13 protein-coding genes are annotated in these 15,707 nt (G+C 59.0%); 8 read left to right on the forward strand and 5 right to left on the reverse strand.

The window, feature by feature from the left end; all coding sequences use genetic code 11:
- The first annotated feature begins 135 nt into the window (after positions 1–135).
- Entirely contained in the window at positions 136–1,245 is a 1,110-nt protein-coding gene (recA, locus tag O3A94_03615) for a recombinase RecA (protein ID MDA1355338.1), read from the forward strand.
- A gap of 201 nt (positions 1,246–1,446) precedes the next feature.
- The gene (gene alaS, locus O3A94_03620) at positions 1,447–4,092 is read left to right on the forward strand and encodes an alanine--tRNA ligase (protein ID MDA1355339.1); all 2,646 of its coding nucleotides are present in this window, start codon (positions 1,447–1,449) and stop codon (positions 4,090–4,092) included.
- A 3-nt stretch (positions 4,093–4,095) separates the two neighbouring features.
- Here alaS and O3A94_03625 read toward each other — a convergent pair whose 3' ends face one another.
- Complete coding sequence (locus tag O3A94_03625; protein ID MDA1355340.1) at positions 4,096–5,310, reverse strand: NADP-dependent isocitrate dehydrogenase; 1,215 nt, start codon at positions 5,308–5,310, stop codon at positions 4,096–4,098.
- Between the two features lie 114 nt (positions 5,311–5,424).
- On the reverse strand, positions 5,425–6,009 hold the full coding sequence (locus O3A94_03630) for a TIGR00730 family Rossman fold protein (protein MDA1355341.1): 585 nt from the start codon (positions 6,007–6,009) through the stop codon (positions 5,425–5,427).
- A 165-nt stretch (positions 6,010–6,174) separates the two neighbouring features.
- Here O3A94_03630 and O3A94_03635 point away from each other — a divergent pair, with 165 nt between their 5' ends.
- The 3 genes from O3A94_03635 (at position 6,175) to O3A94_03645 (ending at position 8,886) form a co-directional block, all read left to right on the forward strand.
- Positions 6,175–6,642: a cytochrome c gene (locus O3A94_03635; protein ID MDA1355342.1), complete on the forward strand. Its 468-nt coding sequence runs from the start codon at positions 6,175–6,177 to the stop codon at positions 6,640–6,642.
- Between the two features lie 40 nt (positions 6,643–6,682).
- Positions 6,683–7,621: a cytochrome c gene (locus O3A94_03640; GenBank protein ID MDA1355343.1), complete on the forward strand. Its 939-nt coding sequence runs from the start codon at positions 6,683–6,685 to the stop codon at positions 7,619–7,621.
- 77 nt (positions 7,622–7,698) lie between these two features.
- On the forward strand, positions 7,699–8,886 hold the full coding sequence (locus O3A94_03645) for a LysM peptidoglycan-binding domain-containing protein (protein ID MDA1355344.1): 1,188 nt from the start codon (positions 7,699–7,701) through the stop codon (positions 8,884–8,886).
- A 77-nt stretch (positions 8,887–8,963) separates the two neighbouring features.
- On the opposite strand, the gene O3A94_03650 is transcribed toward O3A94_03645, so the two are convergent.
- The gene (locus O3A94_03650; GenBank protein MDA1355345.1) at positions 8,964–9,446 is read right to left on the reverse strand and encodes a MarR family transcriptional regulator; all 483 of its coding nucleotides are present in this window, start codon (positions 9,444–9,446) and stop codon (positions 8,964–8,966) included.
- A 149-nt stretch (positions 9,447–9,595) separates the two neighbouring features.
- Here O3A94_03650 and O3A94_03655 point away from each other — a divergent pair, with 149 nt between their 5' ends.
- Together O3A94_03655 and O3A94_03660 are read left to right on the forward strand one after the other, a co-directional pair.
- On the forward strand, positions 9,596–10,414 hold the full coding sequence (locus O3A94_03655; GenBank protein MDA1355346.1) for an aldolase/citrate lyase family protein: 819 nt from the start codon (positions 9,596–9,598) through the stop codon (positions 10,412–10,414).
- Positions 10,415–10,618: 204 nt separating this feature from the next.
- Entirely contained in the window at positions 10,619–11,263 is a 645-nt protein-coding gene (locus tag O3A94_03660; GenBank protein MDA1355347.1) for a DNA-3-methyladenine glycosylase, read from the forward strand.
- A 6-nt stretch (positions 11,264–11,269) separates the two neighbouring features.
- On the opposite strand, the gene O3A94_03665 is transcribed toward O3A94_03660, so the two are convergent.
- The gene (locus O3A94_03665; GenBank protein ID MDA1355348.1) at positions 11,270–13,747 is read right to left on the reverse strand and encodes an ATP-binding protein; all 2,478 of its coding nucleotides are present in this window, start codon (positions 13,745–13,747) and stop codon (positions 11,270–11,272) included.
- Between the two features lie 170 nt (positions 13,748–13,917).
- Between O3A94_03665 and O3A94_03670 the strand changes: the two genes are divergently transcribed.
- Positions 13,918–14,877, forward strand: a complete 960-nt coding sequence (locus tag O3A94_03670; GenBank protein ID MDA1355349.1) for a tetratricopeptide repeat protein — start codon at positions 13,918–13,920, stop codon at positions 14,875–14,877.
- Positions 14,878–14,893: 16 nt separating this feature from the next.
- Here O3A94_03670 and O3A94_03675 read toward each other — a convergent pair whose 3' ends face one another.
- Entirely contained in the window at positions 14,894–15,697 is an 804-nt protein-coding gene (locus O3A94_03675; GenBank protein ID MDA1355350.1) for an aldolase, read from the reverse strand.
- Positions 15,698–15,707: the final 10 nt, after the last annotated feature.

Consider the following 15,707-nt stretch of genomic DNA (forward strand, 5'->3'; position numbering starts at 1 on the left):
CTACGCTCACCGACCCTATCACGACACGCCGTGAATAATCCGGGCTAGTATTCAACACCCCTTGCCATTGAGAACAAATCATGTACATTGGCCCCGTTGCATCCCCACTCCAGCTATGAAATAAGGGAGGTTCAGATGGCAGACCCGGCATTGAGGCTCGTTGAAAGGAACGAAATGGACAAGCAGAAAGCGTTAGAGGCTGCCTTGAGCCAGATCGAACGTAATTTTGGCAAGGGTTCGGTGATGAAGCTTGGCCAAAACGATACGGCGGTTCACGAGGCTATTTCCACCGGTTCGATCGGGCTCGATATCGGGCTCGGTATCGGCGGCTTGCCGCGCGGCCGTGTTGTCGAGATTTACGGCCCCGAAAGTTCTGGCAAAACAACCTTGGCGCTTCATGCCATCGCCAGCGCACAAAAGCTCGGCGGCATCTGCGCCTTCGTCGATGCCGAACATGCGCTCGATCCGGCCTATGCCTCCAAGCTTGGTGTGGATGTCGATGAATTGCTGATTTCCCAGCCCGATGCCGGCGAACAGGCGCTCGAAATCACCGATACGCTGGTGCGCTCCGGCGCCGTCGATATTGTGGTGGTGGATAGCGTCGCGGCACTTGTGCCGCGCGCCGAGTTGGAAGGTGAGATGGGCGATGTCCATGTCGGACTTCAGGCACGCCTGATGAGCCAGGCGCTGCGCAAACTGACGTCCTCGATTTCGCGCTCGCGCTGTCTGGTCATCTTCATCAACCAGATCCGTATGAAGATCGGTGTCATGTTCGGCAGTCCTGAAACTACGTCGGGCGGCAACGCACTTAAATTCTACGCCTCCGTCCGTCTCGATATCCGCCGCATCGGCGCCATCAAGGATCGCGATGAAGTGGTCGGCAACCAGACCCGGGTCAAGGTGGTCAAGAACAAGATGGCGCCACCTTTCAAGGTGGTTGAATTCGACATCATGTATGGCGTCGGCATTTCACGTACTGGTGAATTGATCGATCACGGCCTAAAGGCGGGTCTGGTGGAGAAATCGGGCTCTTGGTATTCCTATGACAGCCAGCGCATCGGCCAGGGGCGGGAGAATGCCAAGCAATTCCTGGCCGATAATCCGGAGATGGCGGACTCCATTGAAGCGGCGATCCGCGAGATTGCCGGCCTCGGCGGCAAGACCAAGATAGAGGCCTTGAAAGGCAGAGACGGCGGGCCGGATAAGGCAATCGAGATTGAGACTGCCGAAGCGGTCGGCGAGTAACGTCCGATGGCGAAACGCTCTGGCGCGCGGTGTTACCGCGCGCGGTGAGACAGTGATTTGAAGGCCGCGCGGCACAAAACGCCGTGCGGCCTTCTCTCCGTTTGCACGACCTCTGTCGCACCTTGCTGGACAGGCTATCCCTGGCGCTTTAAACAGCAGACACCCGCGCGTCGAGCTGAGCGGCCTTAAATCGGATTTGTCATGCTAAGCGTCAGTGATATTCGTAGCCATTTTCTGGACTATTTCCGCAGTCACGATCATGAGGTCGTGGCGTCCAGCCCGCTCGTGCCGCACAACGATCCGACGCTGATGTTTACCAATGCTGGCATGGTGCAATTCAAGAATGTCTTCACCGGAGCCGAGACGCGGGCCTATCAGCGTGCCGCGACGTCGCAAAAATGCGTGCGCGCCGGCGGCAAGCATAATGATCTTGACAATGTCGGCTACACCGCGCGCCACCACACCTTCTTCGAGATGCTGGGCAATTTTTCGTTTGGCGATTATTTCAAGGAACGCGCGATCGAGTTGGCGTGGAATCTGGTGACTAAGGAGTTCGGGTTGGATGCCGAGCGCCTACTGGTCACCGTATTCGCCGAGGATGAGGACGCGTTTGACCTATGGGGCAAGGTCGCGGGTCTGCCGGACAGCCGAATCATTCGCATTCCCACATCGGACAATTTTTGGGCTATGGGCGATACCGGCCCGTGCGGCCCGTGCTCCGAGATATTCTATGATCACGGGCCCGATATCGCCGGTGGTCCACCGGGCAGCGCCGACCAAGACGGCGATCGTTTCGTGGAAATCTGGAATTTGGTGTTCATGCAATATGAGCAGGTCACCGCGACCGAGCGTATCGACCTGCCCAAGCCCAGCATCGATACCGGCATGGGGCTGGAACGTATTGCTGCCATCCTTCAGGGCGCGCATGACAATTATGAAACCGATCTGTTTCGCAATTTGATCGCTGCCAGCGTTGAAGTTTCCGGCATGCCGGCCGCGGGCGGTCATGTCGTGTCGCACCGCGTCGTGGCGGACCATTTGCGCGCCAGCGCGTTTCTCATCGCCGATGGTGTGACGCCGTCAAACGAGGGCCGCGGATATGTGCTGCGCCGCATCATGCGCCGCGCCATGCGCTATGCCCATCAGATGGGCTGCACCGAGCCGTTGATGTGGCGCCTGGTGCCGACATTGGTCGGCGAAATGGGCCAGGCCTTTCCCGAGCTGGCCCGCGCCGAACCGCTGATCGGCGAAACCCTGAAACTGGAAGAAACCCGCTTCAAGCAGACGCTGGCGCGCGGCCTGAAACTATTGGGCGAGGCGACTGCGCGGCTTGGCGACGGCGAAACCCGGCCGGGTGAGGTTGCCTTCCAACTCTATGATACGTTTGGCTTTCCCCTCGACCTGACACAGGACGCATTGCGCCGCGACGGGCGCGATGTAGACACGGCCGGTTTCGACAGGGCCATGGATCGCCAGCGCGCCGAAGCGCGCAAGGCCTGGACTGGCTCCGGCGACGCGGCGACGGAACGGGTGTGGTTCGAAATTCGTGAACGGACCGGCGCGAGCGAATTTCTCGGTTATGAAATGGAAAACTCCGAGGGTGTTGTTCTGGCCCTGGTGCAAGACGGCGCCCAGGTGAGTGAGGTAGCGACCGGCGCGGAAGCCGCACTGGTGTTGAATCAGACACCGTTCTATGGTGAATCCGGCGGTCAGATGGGTGACAATGGGCTGATCACCTCCGCCGAAGGCGCCAGATTTATTGTTACCAATACTCTGAAGCGCGCCGGTGACTTGATCGTCCATTTGGGCACCGTGGAGAGCGGCGTCCTCCAGATCGGCGATGCGCTAACATTGATCATCGATGCGCCGCGCCGCGCCGCCTTGCGAGCCAACCATTCTGCTACGCATTTGCTGCACGCCGCCTTGCGCCACCACCTTGGCGGTCACGTCAGCCAGAAGGGCTCGCTTGTCGCGCCTGAGCGTCTGCGCTTCGATATCAGCCACCCCAAGGCGATCAGCGCGGAGGAGCGCGACGCGGTAGAAGCCGAAGTGAATGCGTGCATTCGTGAAAATTCATCGTTGGTCACGCGCCTAATGACACCGGAAGAAGCGGTGGAAAATGGCGCGTTGGCGCTGTTCGGGGAAAAGTACGGCGAGGAGGTGCGTGTCGTCTCCATGGGGGAGAATGGCGAATCGGCCTATTCGGTTGAACTGTGCGGCGGCACTCATGTCCGGCGCGCTGGCGATATCGGCATGTTCACGATCCTTTCCGAGGCCGCGGTGGCAGCTGGCGTGCGCCGCATTGAGGCGCTCACCGGTGAAGCGGCCCGTCGCCATGCGCGCGCTCAAGAGGATTATCTGGTCGAAGCGAGCGGCCTGGTTAAATCGACTGCCGCAGATCTGGCTACGCGCATCGCGGCATTTCTCGAAGAACGTCGCCAGCTCGAGCGCGAGTTGCGCGAATTACGCAAGCAGGCGGCGCTCGGCGGCAGCGAGAAGGCGCTTCAAACCAGTGTTATTGGCGGCGTCACATTTCTTGCGCAACGCCTTGACGGGACACCACCGCGTGAATTGCGCCCCATGGTGGATGCGCTGAAAAAGAAACTCGGCTCCTGTGTGTGTGCCATCGTTACCGTCACCGACGGCAAGACCGCCCTGGTGGTCGGCGTCAGCGATGATCTGACGGCGCGCGTGAGCGCCGTCGACCTGGTGCGCGCGGGTGCCGCCATTCTCGGCGGCTTTGGCGGCGGTGGGCGACCCGACATGGCGCAGGCCGGTGGTCCCGATGGCGACAAAGCCGATGCCGCCTTAGAATCTATAGAAGCAGCTTTGAAAAATTTGGCCTGAACTTCAAGCCATCTCGGCTTCGAGGTTACGCGCGATCGCTTCAAGAAAATCCTTGGAATTTAACCATTTGGTGTCACCCGGCACGAGGAGCGCCAGATCCTTGGTCATTTCGCCGCCCTCGACGGTTGAAACACAAACCTGCTCCAATGTCTGCGCAAACCGCGCCAACGCATCGTTTTCATCTAGCTTAGCGCGGTGGCTGAGCCCGCGCGTCCAGGCAAAAATAGACGCGATCGGGTTGGTCGAGGTTTCCTCGCCGCGCTGATAGGCGCGGTAATGCCGCGTCACGGTGCCGTGCGCCGCTTCTGCTTCAACCGTATTGCCGTCCGGTGTCAGCAGCACAGACGTCATTAACCCGAGCGAGCCGAAGCCCTGGGCCACGGTATCGGACTGCACATCGCCGTCATAATTCTTACAGGCCCAGACATAGCCACCTTCCCATTTCATCGCCGCCGCCACCATATCGTCGATCAGACGGTGCTCGTAGGTGAGACCGGCGGCGTCGAACTTTGATTTATATTCAGCTTCGAATATTTCCTGGAAAAGGTCCTTGAAGCGTCCATCATAGGCCTTGAGGATGGTGTTCTTGGTTGACATGTAGAGCGGCCAGCCACGTTCGAGCGCGAATTTCATGCAGGCGCGCGCAAAATCTCGGATCGAGTCATCGAGATTGTACATTGTCATGGCGACACCGCCGCTGGGGAAATTGAAAACTTCGCGCTCGATCACGTCGCCGTCGCCCTCTGGCTCGAATCGAACGGTCAATTTGCCCGGGCCTGGAACAACGAAATCGGTGGCGCGGTATTGATCGCCGAACGCATGGCGGCCAATGACGATGGGTTTGGTCCAGCCCGGCACCAGGCGCGGAATATTGCTGCACACGATGGGCTCGCGGAATACCGTGCCGCCGAGAATGTTGCGAATCGTGCCATTCGGTGAGCGCCACATCTTTTTGAGGCCGAATTCCTCGACCCGCTCTTCGTCGGGCGTGATGGTGGCGCATTTGACGCCGACGCCATGTTTTTTGATCGCCTCGGCCGCGTCGATCGTGACCTGATCATCCGTTTTGTCGCGGTATTCCATGCCAAGATCGTAATAGGCCAGATCGATGTCGAGATACGGCAGGATCAAACGGTCCTTGATCCACTGCCAGATAATGCGCGTCATCTCGTCGCCATCGAGTTCCACAACGGGGTTCGCGACCTTGATCTTATCCATGAAAGGCTCTCCGGAAGGGTGGGCGGTGTGTAGAGTAACGGCTGACCGCATAGAGGCGGCGGCGGCACCATAGCATTGGCGCTTTTTCGGTCAAGGCCCCGACGTACGCGAACCTTAAAATCGCTCCGGCGCCTCAGGGATTTCGGGTGGTGGCGCGGCCTCCAAGAATTTGAACAGCTCCGCAACGCTATCGGCGACATGGTACAAACCGTGAGCCGAAGGCGGGGCGAAGCCCTCGGCCACCACCGCATCCAGAAGCGCCCGGAGCGGCGCCCAGTAGCCGCCCGATTCGAGAATAACCACGGGTTTGTCGTGCAGCCCGATCTGCCGCCACGTCAGGATCTCGAAAAATTCGTCTAGTGTGCCAAGTCCGCCGGGCAAAACGACAAAGGCGTCGGCGCGTTTGAACATGATCTCTTTGCGTTGATGCATGCTGTCCACAACTATGGTTTCGCTAAGCCCGCTATGTTGCAATTCCTCGCGCGCCAAATGATGCGGAATGACGCCGACGACATGTCCGTTGGCCGCTAGCACGGCATCAGCAACCTCAGTCATCAGGCCGATGCCGCCGGCGCCATAGACCAGAGATATGCCGCGCGCCGCGATTTCGCCGCCGAGCCCGCGCGCAAGGGCAGCGTGACGCGGGTCCTTGCCCTTGCTGGAGCCGCAATAGACGCAGAGCGTTTCAATCCGTTTCATGCGGCGGTCATACAACGTGGCAGCGTGAGATACCAGTCAGCGGCATAAGAAGTTTGTTGCTGGCGCTGTTCACGATAAGATGATGACGGCAGTGGGCAAAGCCGCTTTACCCTGCTCATGGCGGCGGTTAGCGTTCGTGTAATGAAGAAATTTGGGAGGGCGAATATGTTTCGGTTATCTGGACTAACTTTGGCGATCCTGGTGGCCGGAGCTATCGGCATTACGTCGTTGACGCCGCCTGTGGCCGCCGCCGACGATCCAGCCAATGTCATCAAATACCGCAAGCAGGTGATGGTGGCGAACGCGTCGCACATAACCAACATATTCAGCGTCCTCAAAGGCGAAACCTCCTATGGCGGGCACATTGCCGCCAATGCACGCGCCATTTCCGACGGCGCGGCGATGATGGTGGACATATTCCCACAGGGAAGCGGTGACGGCGATACCGCTGCGCTGCCCTCGATCTGGCAGGATTGGCCCAAGTTCGAGGCCGCCGCAATGGCCTTGAAAACGGCCGCCGATAAATTGGCGAACGCTGCCGGAACTGGCGATATGGCAGCTGTCGGCGCTGCCGCGGGCGAAGTCGGTAAGGCTTGTGGAGGCTGTCACGAGCCGTTTCGTAAAAAGAAATAGGCGACTTCCTCCTGCTGCTATCTCTTCGGCTCCTGTCTGAATGATGAATATCGGGCAGATTAAGACGCTTTGGGCCCCGTTTGCGCTCATATTGGTTGCGCTGCTCGCCGGCTCTCCCGGGACCGCTAGGTCCGAGGCGGCAGACGCGGTGCGCGGCGAATACATCGTGCGCGCTGCCGGCTGCATAAGCTGTCACACGCAGAAGGACGGCAAGGGCGAATTTCTGGCTGGCGGACGCGCCCTTCTCTCGCCTTACGGCACTTTCTATTCCAGTAACATCACACCGGATTCCGAAACTGGCATCGGCGGCTGGAGCGATGCCGACTTCATCCATGCCATGCGCCACGGTGAATCGCCGCTGGGCCGGACTTATTATCCAGCATTTCCCTACGCCTCCTTTAGCGCCATGCAGCGCCAGGACATGTTGGATATTAAGGCTTATCTTTTCACCGCCGCGCCGGTGCGGCAGGAGAATCGCGCCCAGGAATTACGCTTTCCGTTCTCCTGGAGGTTTTCAATTTACCCGTGGCGCTGGCTGTTTTTTTCGCCGGCCGAAGAGACACCGGATGCCCCCTTTACGAAGCCCGAAGAGCGCGGCCGATATCTGGTTGATGTGCTCGGGCATTGTGCCGAATGCCACACGCCGCGCAATATGGCGGGCGGGCTCAAGCGCGGCAAAACGCTGGCCGGATCGCGCTACGGACCCGGCGGCACGGTGCCAAATATCACGCCGGATACCGAAACCGGCATCGGCGCCTGGTCGATTGGCGATCTGGTGTTCTTTTTTCAGACAGGCTTAAAGCCGGATGGTGACGATGTGCAGGGCGAAATGCGCGATGTCATCGAAGACGGTCTGCGTCATCTGAGCAAAGAAGACTTGCTCGCCATCGCGACGTATCTTCAGACGGTGCCGCCGATCCATCATGCGGTGAAGCGCGCCAAGAGCCACGGCGCCAGTTCCCAATATGATGAGTGGTAGCTTAAACCCATGATGCCTTGTTGCGCCCGGCGCTGATGGTATAGTCCGGTTTTTCGCGCGACGAAATACGAGGCCACGTGAAACGCAACTTAAGAGCCTTGGTGCTGATCGTTCTAGTGGCGATCATCGTTGGTGTTGTGCTTGGCGTATTCCTCTCGGGCGGCGATGAGGAAGACGGAGCGCCCGTGCGCGTGGCATCCGTAGAAAGCGATTCCGCTTCCGCTGGCAATCAAATTTCCGAGCCCGAAAACACTCAATCCGAAATCGCCGAGACCATGACCGACCAGCCTTCAGGCGCGACCGGATCGGACGTTGAAGAAATCCGGCAGACGAATTTAGAAGAACAGATTCGCGTACAGGAGGAACCACCCACCGCAGGCGCGATGGTGACACCACCCAGTTTCGACGTGGTGCGGGTTTCACCGGGCGGCCGGGCAGTCATAGCGGGCAGGGCGGAGCCGGGTGCCGAGGTAACGGTGCTGGATGACGGTATTCCGATCGGCACGGTGCGTGCCGACAAACGGGGTGAATGGGTGCTGGTGCCAGATAACAACCTTGAGGGCGGAGACCGCGAGCTTTCTCTCGTGCAGGATTTACCGAACGGCGATCGAATGCAGTCCGAGCAGATTGTCGTGCTGTCCGTGCCGGTTCTGCCAGATAAGTCGGCGGTCGGGGCGGGGGAAGCCGAAACCGCGGGCACGGCGCCGGGTGAAGAGAAAACCGAAGACGGCGTGTTGGCAGTTCTGGTTGAGCGCACCGGCGATGGTCCCAGCCGCGTTCTGCAAAGCCCCGAGGTCGCCGGCGAGGGCATCGGCAACGAATCGGAAGTCAGCATTCGCAGCCTAGATTATGATTCCGAGGGCGAGGTAACTCTAGCCGGGCGTACCGAACCCAATGCAATTGTGAATGTTTACGTGGACGGAGAATATATTGGCAGCGCCCAGGCCAGCGAAGAAGGCGATTGGCAGCTTACACCGGAGAAAGAAGTTGTGCCCGGCCAGCATAGCCTGCGCATCGACAAAGTGGATGAGACGGGGGCCGTCCTCGCCCGCATCGAGACGCCCATCAGCCGCGCCCGCCCAGAGGAACTTTCGTTGGGTGATGCATTGGTCGTGGTTCAACCTGGCAACAGCCTATGGCGCATTGCCCGGCGCGCCTACGGCGGTGGCGTTTATTATACTGAGATATTTGGCGCCAATCGGGCGCAGATACTCGACCCGAACATGATCTTTCCCGGGCAAATCCTTGCGCTGCCGGTGCTTTAGTAATTTTTCGGCGAACAGACTGAGAGCGCGCGCCCCCGACTGGAAATTCGTGAATAGCGTGTCGGTGGTGTAGCCGTTCAGTCCAGGCGCGCGATCATATAAGTCAAAAGAGAATTGATCTTGGCCTTGTCCTGCTCTGAAAGGCCATGGGTCGCCAGCGCGTTAACCTCCAGCGCATAAGGCACCAATTCGTCGCGCAACAGATTGCCGCGCTCGGTGAGAAAGACATTAATGCGCCGCCGGTCGTTTTCGTCGCGCACCCGGCGCACCAGCCCATCGCGTTCCATTCGGTCGAGAGTTCGCGTGGTGGTGGGCTCTTCGATTTGGACGCGCCGGCTAAGTTGCTTTTGGCTGAGCCCGTCCTTTTCCCAGAGATAAAGCAGCAACGGCCATTGGCCGGCGCTCACATCATGCTCAGCAAAGCGCGATTGCAACGCGCGAGCGAACAGGCGTGCCGCGACGCTCACCAGTTGGGATGTGCTGTCTTCAATGACGAATGTCGAGCCGCCGTCTTCTTTTCCGACCGGACCCGGATGTCTGCGCGATATCTGATACGCCACTGGGAACCTTTGTCACACGCCTAGATCAACGGATTCCTGAACCTACTCTGGTGCGAACGCCAAAACAACGTGGCGGGCTTTGGGCTGTCGGTACCGCGTGCTAGGCTCGGCGCCACGAACTTCAAACCGAATTGTGGAGATAATATTCGATGGCGATAATCAACACCTGCAAGAAAAAACTTCTCAAGGGCGATCCCGCGATTGGCGCCTGGCTTTCGATGGGCAGCCCGATTGCCGCGGAAATCGTCGCCAATGCCGGCTATGACGCCGTCGTACTGGATCATGAGCATGGTCCGGGCGATTTCCTCAATGCCATTTCGTTGATGCAGGCGGTTGCCGAGGCTGGACCGACGCCGATGATGCGGGTGCCGTGGAACGATACCGTCTATATCAAGCGGGCGCTCGATATCGGCGTGATGGGCGTGCTCGTGCCCTATATCCAAAATGCTGAAGAGGCCCGTGCGGCGGTTGATGCCTGCCGCTATCCGACAGTCGGCATTCGCGGAGTCGCGCCACATGCTGGGCGTTGTTCGCGCTGGGGCGCGCGGCTTGGCGAATATCTCGATGCATGGCCGAAGCAATTGCTTCTGATGTGCCAAATTGAAACTGAAGAGGCGATCAACAATATCGAAGAAATCGCAGCGGTGGACGGCGTCGACATGTTGTTTCTCGGCCCGAGCGATGTCTCGGCCAGTATCGGACATATGCTTGACCTTGAGAATCCCAAAGTCACCGCCTTGTTCGAGCGCGCCGAAAGCAAAATGCGCAAGACCAACAAATTGATGGGCACCGTCATCCGCCCCGGACATACGCTCAGTTGGACCTACGAGCGGGGATATGATTTCGTGATCGCGGGCGGCGATGCGCGCTTGCTCGGGGCCAGCGCCCAAGCGCAGGTCAGCGGCTTTCGCGATAAGCCGCCAAAACGTCCGAAACGGGCCAACGCGCCACATCGCAAACGTGGTTGAGATAAACTAGATTTAGGGCGCGGCATCGGCGGCTCTTGGCATCAAGAGCCGCCACCGTTGCCTGCTGGTTTGATATCGTCAGGCCGCTGTTGCGGCTAGCCTGCGTTCGGCCAAAACCTCTTGCATCTTCATATCGGCGATTGGCAAGCTTGCCGTCGCCGCCTAGACTCCCGCTCTCCCGAGACATGTTTGTGGAAATAGTACATGCCAAAATGGGCCAGCGGGCCGACCGGCCACCCTTCCTATTGGCGGCGCGCGAAAAAGGAATTGAGCGCCGCGGACCCAGTGATGGCGGATATCATCAAGGGCTGTGGGCGCGGCGGTTTGATCGGACAGGGCGATCCCTTTGTCACTCTTGTGCGCTCGATCGTGGGGCAGCAAATATCGGTGCGTGCGGCGGACAGTATTTGGAATCGGCTGGAAGAGACGGTCGGCGGCATTTCGCCGAAGAAGGTCGCGGCCCGGGACGAAGCTGAACTACACGGCGCCGGGCTGACGCGGCGCAAAGCTTCCTATATCCGCGATATCGCTGTGGCGTTCTTGGACGGCGGCGTGGCGCCTTCGATGTGGCCCAAAATAGACGATGAGGGCGTCATCGCAGAACTTCTCGTTCTGCGCGGAATCGGCCGATGGACGGCAGAAATGTTTCTCATATTTCATTTGCTCCGGCCCAATGTCCTGCCGCTTGACGATATCGGTCTGATTCGCGCCTGTGAGCGTCATTACGCTGGCGGTGACGCGATGGCGCGCGCAGATATCGAACAGCTCGCCGAGCGCTGGCAGCCCTGGCGCTCAGTGGCAACCTGGCATCTTTGGCGCAGCCTCGACCCGACGCCTGTTGCCTACTAGTCCGAGCTATGGTTTTGCTTTGCTGCCCTTTGAGTCTGGGCGCGCGAAGGCGCGGCGCTGGTCCGCCAATTGAATAAGCCGCGCCTCGACTAGGCCGTTGATGGAATCAGGCGGAAATGCCCCTTTCGTGTCGCGTTCTCCGGCTTTCACACCGGTCAAGATCTCGATGCCTTCATCGATTGTGGACACCGCATAGACATGAAATTGTCCGTCGCGCACTGCTTCTAAGACATCGTTTCTCAGCATCAAATTCTTGACGTTGGATTGAGGTATGACGGCGCCATGCTCGCCGGTTAGCCCGCGCGCTTTGCAGATATCAAAAAACCCTTCGATTTTTTCGTTTGCCCCACCGATGGCCTGGACCTCGCCATTTTGATTGACCGCGCCGGTAACAGCCAGCGACTGCTTGATCGGCACATCGGCGAGCGCGGACAGCAAGGCGTATAGTTCTGTCGATGACGCGCTGTCGCCATCGACGCCACCATAGGATTGCTCGAAAACAATGCTGGCGGCGAGGGAGAGCGGACGGTCGGTGGCATATCGGGCAGCCAGATAGCTGCTCAGGATGAGCACACCTTTGCTGTGCAGCGGCCCACCCAGGTCCACCTCGCGCTCAATATCGATCACTTTGCCGACGCCCATGCGCAACCGCACGGTAATGCGTGATGGCTTGCCGAATGCGAAGCGCCCGGTTTGCAGAACAGCCAGGCCGTTTATCTGGCCAACCTTCGCGCCGTCGGTATCGATCAGCACCGTGCCGCGCAGAATTTGTTCCTGCATGGCCTCGCGGATGCGGCTGACCCTGCGCAGCGCTTCTTCAACTGCCATGTCGATATCATCTTTTTCGATAACGTCATGACCGCGTTCGCCAGAGAAATAATCGGCCTCTCGGACCAAATCGCTCAGGTGGCGTATCTGCGTCGAAAGCCGCTCTGAATCTGCCGCGAGACGCGCGCTGTGATCGCACAATCGGGCGACGGCTCCGCTGGCCAGCGGCCGCATTCCGTCACGTCGCGCCAAGGTGCCGAGCAGACGGGCATACATCAAGTTGGTCTCTTTGGTACGCTCGATCTTGTCGTCGAAATCGCCCGTAACCTTGAACAATTCGGCAAAATCAGGATCGCCCTGATCGAGCATGTAGTAGAGCTGTCTGTCGCCAATGAGGACCACTTTAATTTGCAGCGGTACCGGTTCGGGGCTGAGTGATTGAGTGCTGATAACACCGGCGGATTGGATTGGATGTTCAATGCGGATTTCATGTGAGCGAAGCGCCCGCTTGAGCCCCTCCCAGGCGAACGGTTCCATCAGAATGCTGCGTGCATCGAGCATTAGATAGCCGCCATTCGCCCGGTGAAGCGCGCCGGATTTGATGCGGGTAAAGTCGGTCGTCAGCATGCCCATTTCGGCGACATGCTCGATGCTGCCGACTAATTCCTGATAGGTCGGATGGTCGGCATAAACCACGGGGCCGCCTTTGATGAGGGAGCGGTCGACGATGAGATTGACGCGGTAGCGCCGAAATGGCGCTTCATGGTCCGCGGGCTCGCTGGTCGGCATTTGCCCAGGCATAGGCCCAGACGCTCCGGCCGGCATGTTGGTGCCGCCTTCCTGTGCCCCACGAAAGAGTCCTACATTATCGACCACATTCTTTTCGACGGCCTGCAGATATTCGAGTACGCGAGGCATGTTCGCAAATTGCGCCTTAGTCTCCTCGATCATGGATGTGGCCGCGACGCTGGTGACGCCGCGATCGAGCGCGAGAAATTTTTCCCGCGCTTCGCGCGCCCATTGGGGTACCATCATCATGGTGTCGCGGAATCGTTTTTGCAGCTCGCCTATATTTTTTTGCAGTTCCCCCTGTTCTTCTTTGCTCATGGCGCTGAGTTTTTCGGGCGGCAGAATTTCGCCTTCATGCGTTGGCGCGAACGCGATGCCATTCTCGGTTTGCATGATGGCGATATTGACTTCGCCGGCCTCGCGCTGAATTTGCAGGAAGGCGTTTTCCTGCCGCTGCTTGACGTCGTCAGCGATGATCTTGCGCTGGTTGCGGTATTCGTCGCTTTCGAATATCGCCGGGACGGCGGTTTTCAAATCCTCGATCAATTTGTGGACGGCATCGCGCAGCCGCGCGCCGTCTCCGGCCGGAAGTTCCAGCACCAAGGGTTTGTGGCTGCGTTCAAAATTGTAGACGTAGCACCAGTCGGAAGGCGTGGTTTCGTCTTTGGCTTGTTGTTTCAGTAGCTTTCGGACGACGGCATGTTTTCCGCTGCCGGCCGGGCCCAGGACAAATACGTTGTAGCCTTCCTGCTTTACGCCAAGGGCGAACCGAACAGCGCCAACCGCGCGGTCCTGTCCAGCGATTTCAACCTGGTCCTCAAGTTCCGCCGTGGTGGTGAATGAGAATTGCGCTGGATCGCAAAGGCTGCACAAAGCTTCCGCAGGCAATGGTTTAAGCACAGCGCCCTTTTTTCTTTCTTTCGCCATGTGATGTTTTTCCTTCTCTCCAGCATTGCGCTATAGGGCAGAGGTCAATTCTACCGGTCCTGGCCGCAGGCGTCGCGGCGTGCCAGCATTAATGATATACAGTTTGAATGCAGCACGTAACTCGCAGCAAAAATCGGCTTTTCATAATTGCCTGGGCGCTTATTCTTTGCTTGGCGGCACCGGTTTCGGCGGATTTCGATGAGGGCTTGAGCGCCTTTCTCGACGGCGATTATCGGCGCGCCCGCGAAATCTGGATGGACTTTTCAGCCCTCGGCGATGCGCAATCTCAGTTCGGCCTCGGCATGATGTTCGAGGGCGGACGTGGTGTGCCGCCGGATGCAGAGAAAGCTGCTGAGTGGTATCTCCGCGCGGCGGAGCAGGGCATGCCCGAGGCGCAACTCAGCTTGGGGTCTCTCTACGAACAGGGCAACGGCGTCGCGCGCGACCCCGAACGGGCGGCCGAGCTTTACCGAAACGCTGCCGATCAAGGAAACGCCCAAGCGCAGTATAATTTGGCGGCGCTTTACTTGGGCGGTGACGGCGTCGCACCCAACCGGGAACTCGGCATCGCCTGGTTGCGTCTTTCAGCGAGGCAACGATATGGCCGCGCTCTTCAACGTTTGAAAATGATAGATGTGCCGGTAGAGGGTTCGGTGGAAATTTTGGCCAGCGCACCCGCGCCAGAGCCTCCGCCTCCCGATCGCGCAACCGAATTACCGGCCACCGCGCCGGCGCCCAATCCAGAGCGCGCGGAGCGCCTGCAAATATTAATCGAGGACAATCAGTTCGAAGTGCCGTTGGCCGCCCTCGAAGAAGAAGTGGGCGAAAGTAGCGCTGCCGAGGACGGGACCCCGGCTGAATCGGGCTTCACCTTACTCTTAGCGACATTCGACCGCCAAGAGGCGGCCCAAGCGGCATGGCAAAAATTGAATGCCCGGTATCCAACGCTTTTCGGAGGTCTGCGACCTAAATATACGGCGTTGAAATTGGACGAGGGAGACGTCGAATTGTGGCGGCTCGAAGCTGCCGCCTTAGTAAGCGAAAGCGCGGCGGTGACACTTTGTGAAGCGCTCCGGCGTGAAGGCGAATATTGCTTTCCGCCGCGCGTGAGCAACGCGCCCGAGAACTAAGTGCCGCCCCGCGCACCTAGTCCCGGTAATCCGGTTGATCGCGGTCGAGCACACGTTTCAGCGCATTGAAGTGATCGTTGGCGAAGCGGTGCATGTTATCTGACCGCAATTGCCGCGCAGTGTTTTCGCATATTTCTTGGGGAATCCGCTTGAGCGGGCTGCCGGTGCTCATGGCGAGAATTTGCGCCTTGGCCGTGCGTTCCAAATAGTAAAGGTCGTCATAGGCGCTCGCCACGGAGGTGGCTCCGACCAGGACGCCGTGATTGCTCATCAAGAGAATTGATTTGTCCTGCAGGACGCCGGCGAGGCGTTCGCCCTCCGCCGTGTCGAAGGCAACCCCTGTATAATTATTGTCATACGCGATACGGCCGTAATAGCGCATGGCATTTTGGTTTATCGGTTCGATTGCGCCGTCCTCAATCATCGCAAGGGCGAGCATTTGCGGCTGATGGGTGTGCATAATACAGCGCAGGTCCGGCCGCTTGCGGTGGATCGGTACATGTATGTGAAAGGCGGTGTCTTCCACTACGCCGTCGCCCTCCAACACCTCCCCATCGAGGCTGACCAGGAGCAAATTGCTGGCCGTGACTTCGCTCCAATGGGTGCCGTGGCCGATCAATAGAAACTTGTCGGGCTGCCCGGGAACCGTCAGGGTCAAATGGTTGCAGATCCCTTCGCTGAGGCCGTGCATGTGAGCAAGCCGGTAGGCGGCGGCAAGGTCGATACGCGCTTGTCGAATTTCATCGATCATTTGTCGTTCCGTGTTGTGTTGTTCCGCGGTGAGATCAGAAAATGGTGACGCCCGGTGATAGCCGCGCAGACATGCGGGT

It is taken from the genome of Pseudomonadota bacterium (assembly GCA_027624955.1).
Classification (GTDB): Bacteria; Pseudomonadota; Alphaproteobacteria; order UBA828; family UBA828; genus PTKB01.

What these genes read in the sequence shown, in the direction of transcription:
- recA (MDA1355338.1), top strand. Translation starts at nt 136, where the DNA reads ATGGCAGACCCGGCATTGAGGCTCGTTGAAAGGAACGAAATGGACAAG.
- alaS (MDA1355339.1), top strand. Translation starts at nt 1,447, where the DNA reads ATGCTAAGCGTCAGTGATATTCGTAGCCATTTTCTGGACTATTTCCGC.
- O3A94_03625 (MDA1355340.1), bottom strand. Translation starts at nt 5,310, where the DNA reads ATGGATAAGATCAAGGTCGCGAACCCCGTTGTGGAACTCGATGGCGAC.
- O3A94_03630 (MDA1355341.1), bottom strand. Translation starts at nt 6,009, where the DNA reads ATGAAACGGATTGAAACGCTCTGCGTCTATTGCGGCTCCAGCAAGGGC.
- O3A94_03635 (MDA1355342.1), top strand. Translation starts at nt 6,175, where the DNA reads ATGTTTCGGTTATCTGGACTAACTTTGGCGATCCTGGTGGCCGGAGCT.
- O3A94_03640 (MDA1355343.1), top strand. Translation starts at nt 6,683, where the DNA reads ATGATGAATATCGGGCAGATTAAGACGCTTTGGGCCCCGTTTGCGCTC.
- O3A94_03655 (MDA1355346.1), top strand. Translation starts at nt 9,596, where the DNA reads ATGGCGATAATCAACACCTGCAAGAAAAAACTTCTCAAGGGCGATCCC.
- O3A94_03660 (MDA1355347.1), top strand. Translation starts at nt 10,619, where the DNA reads ATGCCAAAATGGGCCAGCGGGCCGACCGGCCACCCTTCCTATTGGCGG.
- O3A94_03665 (MDA1355348.1), bottom strand. Translation starts at nt 13,747, where the DNA reads ATGGCGAAAGAAAGAAAAAAGGGCGCTGTGCTTAAACCATTGCCTGCG.